General features: G+C 61.7%; 10 protein-coding genes and 1 pseudogene. 6 read left to right on the top strand and 5 right to left on the bottom strand.

Annotated elements, in window-relative coordinates; translation table 11 throughout:
- Positions 1–705: 705 nt before the first annotated feature.
- Positions 706–972, bottom strand: coding sequence for a PhiH1 repressor (locus C446_RS16985; RefSeq protein ID WP_193363543.1), 267 nt, complete (start codon positions 970–972; stop codon positions 706–708).
- Positions 973–1,456: 484 nt separating this feature from the next.
- Here C446_RS16985 and C446_RS16990 point away from each other — a divergent pair, with 484 nt between their 5' ends.
- The gene (locus C446_RS16990; protein WP_239639530.1) at positions 1,457–2,191 is read left to right on the top strand and encodes a transposase; all 735 of its coding nucleotides are present in this window, start codon (positions 1,457–1,459) and stop codon (positions 2,189–2,191) included.
- 83 nt (positions 2,192–2,274) lie between these two features.
- On the opposite strand, the gene C446_RS20655 is transcribed toward C446_RS16990, so the two are convergent.
- Entirely contained in the window at positions 2,275–2,478 is a 204-nt protein-coding gene (locus C446_RS20655; protein ID WP_160162986.1) for a hypothetical protein, read from the bottom strand.
- A 151-nt stretch (positions 2,479–2,629) separates the two neighbouring features.
- On the opposite strand from C446_RS20655, the pseudogene C446_RS17000 reads away from it, so the two are divergent.
- Positions 2,630–3,000, top strand: a pseudogene (locus tag C446_RS17000) (hypothetical protein); the annotation flags it as partial.
- A gap of 374 nt (positions 3,001–3,374) precedes the next feature.
- On the top strand, positions 3,375–3,764 hold the full coding sequence (locus C446_RS17005; protein ID WP_006674371.1) for a DUF7522 family protein: 390 nt from the start codon (positions 3,375–3,377) through the stop codon (positions 3,762–3,764).
- A 363-nt stretch (positions 3,765–4,127) separates the two neighbouring features.
- Here C446_RS17005 and C446_RS17010 read toward each other — a convergent pair whose 3' ends face one another.
- Positions 4,128–4,529 (bottom strand): hypothetical protein, encoded by a 402-nt coding sequence (locus C446_RS17010; RefSeq protein WP_006674373.1) that lies wholly within the window; start codon positions 4,527–4,529, stop codon positions 4,128–4,130.
- A gap of 383 nt (positions 4,530–4,912) precedes the next feature.
- Between C446_RS17010 and C446_RS17015 the strand changes: the two genes are divergently transcribed.
- Positions 4,913–5,449 carry a DUF5813 family protein gene (locus tag C446_RS17015; RefSeq protein WP_006674376.1) on the top strand — a complete coding sequence of 179 codons (537 nt, stop codon included), beginning with the start codon at positions 4,913–4,915 and terminating at the stop codon, positions 5,447–5,449.
- Between the two features lie 247 nt (positions 5,450–5,696).
- Here C446_RS17015 and C446_RS17020 read toward each other — a convergent pair whose 3' ends face one another.
- Entirely contained in the window at positions 5,697–5,927 is a 231-nt protein-coding gene (locus tag C446_RS17020; protein WP_006674377.1) for an Lrp/AsnC family transcriptional regulator, read from the bottom strand.
- A gap of 111 nt (positions 5,928–6,038) precedes the next feature.
- On the opposite strand from C446_RS17020, the gene C446_RS17025 reads away from it, so the two are divergent.
- Both C446_RS17025 and C446_RS17030 read left to right on the top strand, forming a co-directional pair.
- Positions 6,039–6,758, top strand: coding sequence for a potassium channel family protein (locus C446_RS17025; RefSeq protein WP_006674378.1), 720 nt, complete (start codon positions 6,039–6,041; stop codon positions 6,756–6,758).
- Positions 6,758–6,988, top strand: coding sequence for an Lrp/AsnC family transcriptional regulator (locus C446_RS17030; protein WP_006674379.1), 231 nt, complete (start codon positions 6,758–6,760; stop codon positions 6,986–6,988). The genes C446_RS17025 and C446_RS17030 overlap by 1 nt, the downstream gene beginning before the upstream one ends.
- A gap of 84 nt (positions 6,989–7,072) precedes the next feature.
- Here C446_RS17030 and C446_RS17035 read toward each other — a convergent pair.
- The coding region (locus tag C446_RS17035; protein WP_006674380.1) for a dTMP kinase at positions 7,073–7,321 on the bottom strand (249 nt) is incomplete at its 5' end.

Raw genomic sequence — 7,321 nt, forward strand, 5'->3', positions numbered from 1 at the left:
GATCAGTCCCCTTTGCTGGGTCGGGGTGTTCCCGGCGGAACACCCCTTTCTACGGTGCCGTCAGAGGATACGTCTTGCAAGCAGTGCTAGTCAGCAGTGAATACCTCGACCCAGAGAAACGCGATCCCGAGAACTGAATAAATCACTCCTAATAGGGTCGGGAGCCACTCTGCTTCCATCGCAAAGAGGGAAGCCTGTACGACCCCGATTCCGACCATCAGTACNGAATAAATCACTCCTAATAGGGTCGGGAGCCACTCTGCTTCCATCGCAAAGAGGGAAGCCTGTACGACCCCGATTCCGACCATCAGTACCCCCACAACTGTTCTGAGTCGCTTGGATGCCACACAAAGTAATGTAGACCACCACTTGATCAATTTTGACTATCCGCTAATCTGAGAGCTTGGTCCGAACAAGTGATGCAAAAGATTTGAATAGAATTACAATTAGGACTGCGAATAGAACGAGGAAGCCTGCTGTAACGAACTCATTTTGTCCGCTCGCTGTAACTGGATTACCGAGAAGTTCGTTTGCAGTGCCGGTGATAATTGGATAGAAGCATATATGTAGTTGAATTATCTCTCCGAGTACTACACTGAAGCATTGGTCGTATCCACCACGTAGGTAGTGTCTTGTGATAGTTTCAGACAGAAGACAACATCGATCTGTGCTCACCAGCGGAGAAACCCTGTCTGAGTAGACACCTTACTCAAACTCGTCAACCGGCTCGAGTTCGCTCGCGTCGAGTTCCTCGTTGAGGTATGCGTCTCCTTCCTCAGTGATCCCGTAGAGGCCACGAGAGATTCGCTCGAGCAGTCCATATTTTGCAAGTTCAGGACATCGGTTTCGGGCATGGCCAGCGCTGGGACCACCGAGATCATCGATTGCTGTCGGAGTTAGATTGCCATACTCACGAATGAGTTCAAGAATTTTATCGTCCGACGGAACCATCCACTCCGCTTCTTGGCGCATCTCATTCGAGNGTTCAAGAATTTTATCGTCCGACGGAACCATCCACTCCGCTTCTTGGCGCATCTCATTCGAGGAATCGCAAGCAATGGACATACGAATACTGGTTATGAGTGTTTTCTGGCTACCAATACATGAACGATTGTCTCAAACAAGGATTTACTGACGACCCGTCAGTAAAGCATATTAACAGTCGGAGATAACTAGCTGGTGACTTGGCCCTTCCGGACCTCAAAGGTCCGGCGTGCTGGAGACACGCCGGGGTCGGGTCACCTGCTGCACGAGGTTTCCGACCATGCGAAACGAACGCTCGAGGGGCAATGAAGATTGCCCAACAGACGATAGTACAGCCGGCCAACCGGTTGGCCACGAAAACACGTACCCGCACCAGACCGTCGAGACACGGATAAACGACGGGACCCTCTGTTCATCCGCTCAGTTCCCCGCGGAGACACCGAACTCCCGAACCACCACGCAGTACGATAAAATTCTCGTCGCCGGCGAGGACGCCATCCTCTTCGAGCCCTCNATCGGCGTCGATCTTGGCGAATACAACCTCTACACGGCCTGCCCAGCCACGATACCGGACTGGAAGGGAGCCTACAGAATTCCCGGCAACGACCTCTGTACGCACCTGGACGACCTCCGTGAACAGGTCGCCACACTGCTCGCCAGCGACGCCGACCGCGACACGATCGTCGCGTGCGTGAAACAGCATCGCACCGACCTACTCGAGACCCTCGCAGACGCAGCCCGAGAGCTCTGCGAGTACGCAAGTGCCTACGATCGACCCGTGCTCGTCACCGAAGACAGCCACTACGAGCCGGACCTGTGGGCGTGGCTCACCGATCCCGACGCCCACCGCGGAACGGCGTGGCTCCTCGCGATGGCCCACCTGCGGCTTCGAACCGTCGCCGCCGAGTACGCCCTCGAGGTCGCGACGGTGCCCGAGACCCACTCCTCCCAGGAGTGTCACGGCTGCGGCGTCATCGGTGACCGACCGCGGGGCAAGACGCTGCGCTGTTGCAATCCGGACTGTCACGTCGACGTGGTCCACGCCGACTACAACGCTGCAAAGGTCCTCGCCCAGCGGTACACCCCTGGCCAACGATGTGTCTACCGCTCCTGCTCCCGCTCCCGCTCCCCACCCGTCACGACAGCCGAGCGTCCAGCACTCGTCGCCGACGGCGGCCCACCACGATCGCCATCGGACGATCCCTGATCCCCGCTGCTCGAGATCACGAACNCCGACTACAACGCTGCAAAGGTCCTCGCCCAGCGGTACCCCCCTGGCCAACGATGTGTCTACCGCTCCTGCTCCCGCTCCCGCTCCCCCCCCGTCACGACAGCCGAGCGTCCAGCACTCGTCGCCGACGGCGGCCCACCACGATCGCCATCGGACGATCCCTGATCCCCGCTGCTCGAGATCACGAACTCGACGCGAGCGAACTCGAGGTCACGATCACCTCGAGACAGCCCGCTCTCGAGTCGCCGCCGTAGCGTCCACACACCTTCCACTGTCCACCCCCGCAGCCCGCGTGAACGCTACGTACCAGCTGCATCGCTTTCTCGACTGCTCTGTTGAAGAGCGATCTAATCAGCTGATATCACGGGTTAGAAGGGTGAAGTCGAGGAAATCGAGGTTGGTATGGAAATCGANCCTCGCTGCCCTCGCGGCTCGCCGCCAAACTCTGGAAGGCACGTACCGATCCCGCTGTGGGCGACAACCCCTGGAAGAACGGCACTGCAGGCGTCCGTGAGTACGTCACGGCCAGCGACATGAAACACTGGATTCGCCGCCAGGAATCGGGGGTCAGCGACGAGTACGCGAAAAAACTCGTCTCGAGAACCATCGACGCCCTGCTCGAGCTCTCGGGGAATCGCCTCGCGATCGAGCGAAAACGACAGCGCAAGAACGGCCTCGAGTACACCGAACGATACGTCCGCCTGATGGAAGAGGCGGAGATTCCCGGTGATGGAACAGGAGCGACTGCCCGGACGAATCCGGCGACAGGTGACGTCGACGGCTAACGCTGTCCCCGGCTCGGTCACACCACCCTGAGAGGGGCGTCACTCTCCAGGACGTACGGAAATCACGCTCGGGTGCGGTCGATTGCCCGTCCGGCTACTCGTCCGTCCGTCGCTCGATCGGTCGTCGTCGGTCACACACTGCCGACTGCTCGAGAACGGTCACCGAAGACGCCAGGCGTCACCAGGAGTTGGGGAGCAAGAGCAGCGACACACGGAATCGGCGTCGCTCCTCGAGACGGAGGACCGTCGGTCACGCCTGGTGGACAACGAGCGACGCTGCTTCCCGGTCCGTACCGGACGCGACACGTTGTGCTGGTTTTCAGCGCGTGGCCGACACCCCCGCGGTTAAGGAGTCGGCCTTCGACGCATCGACTATGGCCACTGGGTTACTCACCGAGGAAGCGGCCGAGCGAATCGTAACTACGTGTCGGACGGCGATCGGCGACAGCCTGCGGTCGGTCACCTACTTCACGCGCGATGACTACGAACAGGTGTATCTGCGCGAGGATTTAGAACGTGACGCCGACCTTTCGACGTTCATCGGCCACGAGTGGCGCGGCTTCAAGACCGCCCAGACCGCCTACGAAGCCTCCGAGCTCGGCGAGTACGACTATACGATCCGGGTCTTCGACAACGGCTTTCTCGTCCGGGTGACGACCGACAGCGAGGGCGTCTTCGTGACGACTGACGGGCTGACAGTCAAGGACTTCGAGGAGGTCGCGACGGCCGTCGAGTCCTTCCTCGAGGAACGGGAAGTATCCTGACCCGGCTTCGTCGATCCGGGCTCGGACCGATCCACGGTCGCGTTTCGTGAGACTGTCGACGGAACGCGATACGAGGCCGATCTCGAACTCGGAGCCGTCGCCGACGGCTCAGTAGTACGATCGAGTTCACCCCGTTCTGTCGAACAGTCTGAAAAAGAGATCGTCGGTTACGCTCCGGCTACGAGTCGCTGGCGCTCGTCTCGAGGTCGGGCTCCGAGTCGGGGCTGGGGGCGGNGACTGTCGACGGAACGCGATACGAGGCCGATCTCGAACTCGGAGCCGTCGCCGACGGCTCAGTAGTACGATCGAGTTCACCCCGTTCTGTCGAACAGTCTGAAAAAGAGATCGTCGGTTACGCTCCGGCTACGAGTCGCTGGCGCTCGTCTCGAGGTCGGGCTCCGAGTCGGGGCTGGGGTCGGTATCGGTATCGGTATCAGTATCAGTATCAGTATCTGTCTCTGGAGCAGGATCAGGATCGCGGTCGCACGCAGCAACCCGTGTCCGCTCGGGATCACTGTCACCGACTGACTCGTCCGGATGGCCCGAGTTCGTTCTCGTTCCCGTTCCCGTTCCTGTTTCTGTGCCGCGTCCGGTCTCCTCTCGGTTCTCTGTCGGTGAGTCCGACGCTACCGCGGTCCGACGCTGCTGGGGCTGGGACTCGGCACCCGAGTCCGACCCGATCGGCAGCCCACAGCCGAGTTCGCCGTCGATACCGAGCAATCGAGCGAAGCGACGGCGTTCGGCGGCGTGTCTGTCGAGAGTCATGCCGGCGTCAAACGTCGATATCCGTTGTAGTTATGCAGGGCGTGTTCGGGGGAAACGACGGACTTCGATCTCGAAACGATCCGACCGACGGCCGGTGGTTCCGGCTCGAAACGGTTGGGTCCCAGAACGGAACAACGTAACGCCCTTGCCCGTCACGCACGTTAACGGTGACAATGACTGCTATCCCGGACGCCGCGGCCGATGCACTCGACGCTCACGACGCCTTCGAACCGATCGGCGACGAACCCGACGACNTCGGGGGAAACGACGGACTTCGATCTCGAAACGATCCGACCGACGGCCGGTGGTTCCGGCTCGAAACGGTTGGGTCCCAGAACGGAACAACGTAACGCCCTTGCCCGTCACGCACGTTAACGGTGACAATGACTGCTATCCCGGACGCCGCGGCCGATGCACTCGACGCTCACGACGCCTTCGAACCGATCGGCGACGAACCCGACGACGGTCGGTACCGCCTCGAGACGACGGTCTTCGATACCGTCGTCACCGCGACGCCAGCGGAGGGGGAACGTGACGCCGAGTTCTCGCTCACCGTCACGCTGCCGACCCTCGACGAAGCTGTCGACGGGGAGACCGTCGCACCGGTAGTCGAGGACGGCTGGTTCGAGACCTTAGAGCGACGCCTCGAGGACGTGTTCACCGTCGCGCACACGAGCACCCACGACGACCCGGCCCTCGAGCGTGGCCCCCGAGACGTGACGGTCGATCTCGAGTACCTCGCCTGGGACGCGATGACGGGCGTCGAGGACGCCAAGTCGCTCATCGAGTACGTCGAAGGGACCTTCGCCCAGGGGATCGTCCCCGGCTACGACTACCGCGGCCCGGCGGCGACGCTGCTCGAGAGCGCACAGCAGAACGCACAGAACGCGACCGAGGAGGGTGGCGGAATGCCGATGTGAACTGCCCGGGGGGCCGAGTGGACCGAGGGAGATGTCCCGTCATCGAGCGTAAGCAAGGATTTCGCGGACCTCGCGGATTCTGGCGGGACTCGTCTCGCGTAGCTCCGAGCCGCTCGCTCACGGAAATCTTCGATTTCTGACGCCGAGATGCTCTGTCTGTCTCGCCTGTAGCCTTCTACGATCGAAACTCCCGCGGGTGTCGCATGCCCGAAGCCGCCCGTGGCTGCCGACCGACGGAAGGTCGGCGTTAGTCCATCGCGATGTACGTCTTCGTCTCGGTGACGCCCTCGAGGGACTGCATGTTCGAGGAGACGGTTTCGAGAATATCGTAGACTTCGGGGGCGTCGACCTCCGCGATGATGTCGTAGTCGCCCGCGACGATGTGGGCCTCGGCGACGTTCTCGAGGGCCCCGATGTCGGCGAGTAGCCCCTCCGACTTCCCGGCGGTGGTCTTCACCATGATGAACGCGTGTACCATCTCGAAGGTGTGCTACTCGCTGACACGACTAAAGCCTTTGCCCGCCCGACAGTCCGTGGTCCGTGGTACACTGGGGCAAGCTTATTGACGGGGGCGAGCGTACCCCCGTCCATGCGGTTCGTGATTATTGGCGCTGGCCGGGTCGGGTTGCGGACGGCACGCGTCCTGCGCGAGGAAGGCCACGAGGTGACGCTTGTCGAGCGCGACGAGCCACGAGTCAGACGGGCCCGCAACGAGGGGTTTACCGTCGTCGAGAGCGACGGCGCTCGGGAGGACACCCTCGAGGAGGCCGGCGTCGGCGACGCCGATGCAGTCGGGGCACTCACTGGCGATCTGAACGTCAACTTCACCGCGTGCATGATCGCGAAACACCACGGCTGTCGGACGGTGCTTCGCATCGACGAGGCCTACCGCGAGAAGATCTACCGGAAGTACGCCGAGGAGGTCGACGAGGTGATCTACCCGGAACGACTCGGTGCGATCGGCGCGAAAAACGCCCTGCTGGGCGGAACTATCCGCGCGATCGCCGACGTCGAGGAGCACCTGCAGGTCGTCGAACTGACGATCACCGAGGCAGCGCCGGTCAACGGCTACACGATCAGCGAACTCGAGTTGCCAGCCGACTCGCGAGTGCTGGCGTTTGGCAAGCGCGACGGCGACCTCGAGTTGCCCGGGGAAGACGAGTCACTCGAGGTGGGCGATCGGCTGGTCGTGCTCGCCGACTTCGAGGTGTTGAGTGACGTTCGACAGTTACTGGTCGGCGAAACTCCGTCCGAGGCAGTCGCAAACGCCGCGTCCGGCTCGAGTTCCGGAGCGGGAGGTGTCAACTGATGGTTACGGCATTCGTTATGGTCAAAGCGAACACGGGCGAGGCGGATCGGCTACGAACGGAGATGGAAGCGATCGACGGCGTTCGATCGGCCCATATCGTCGCGGGTGACGTGGATCTCATCGCGAAAACACAGGTGGATACGCCCGCCGCGGTCAAAGAGATCGCTGCGACCCGAGTTCAGCGGATCGACGGCGTCGAAGGGACCCAGACCTACATCGCGATGGACTGAGCCGGTTGCGGTACGGCTTGTCGCACGACTGCAGGAAGGTCGCGGCCTGCGGAACCGACCGGCAGTCCGACGAGGCAAGCCCACTTACTGTCCCGCACCCACTGCGCTGGTGAGGACGTGCTCGACTTCCTCGAGCACCGCTTCGGGCGATTGCGTCGCGTCGACGCGAACGAACCGCTCGGGGTTGCGCTCGCACAGTCGCTCGTAGTTTTCACGGACCGTCTCGAGGTACTCGACTCGCTCGAACTTGTTGGTCGCGCCCGCCCGTTCGGCGGCCGTCTCGGGGTCGACATCGAGGTAGATCGTCAGGTTCGGGGCGATCGAGAACGGCTC

Origin of the sequence: Halobiforma nitratireducens JCM 10879, assembly GCF_000337895.1 — an archaeon.
GTDB lineage: Archaea > Halobacteriota > Halobacteria > Halobacteriales > Natrialbaceae > Natronobacterium > Natronobacterium nitratireducens.

Excerpts from the sequence above, each read along its gene's own strand:
- C446_RS16985 (WP_193363543.1), bottom strand. The coding sequence starts at position 972 with ATGCGCCAAGAAGCGGAGTGGATGGTTCCGTCGGACGATAAAATTCTT.
- C446_RS17005 (WP_006674371.1), top strand. The coding sequence starts at position 3,375 with ATGGCCACTGGGTTACTCACCGAGGAAGCGGCCGAGCGAATCGTAACT.
- C446_RS17010 (WP_006674373.1), bottom strand. The coding sequence starts at position 4,529 with ATGACTCTCGACAGACACGCCGCCGAACGCCGTCGCTTCGCTCGATTG.
- C446_RS17015 (WP_006674376.1), top strand. The coding sequence starts at position 4,913 with ATGACTGCTATCCCGGACGCCGCGGCCGATGCACTCGACGCTCACGAC.
- C446_RS17020 (WP_006674377.1), bottom strand. The coding sequence starts at position 5,927 with ATGGTACACGCGTTCATCATGGTGAAGACCACCGCCGGGAAGTCGGAG.
- C446_RS17025 (WP_006674378.1), top strand. The coding sequence starts at position 6,039 with ATGCGGTTCGTGATTATTGGCGCTGGCCGGGTCGGGTTGCGGACGGCA.
- C446_RS17030 (WP_006674379.1), top strand. The coding sequence starts at position 6,758 with ATGGTTACGGCATTCGTTATGGTCAAAGCGAACACGGGCGAGGCGGAT.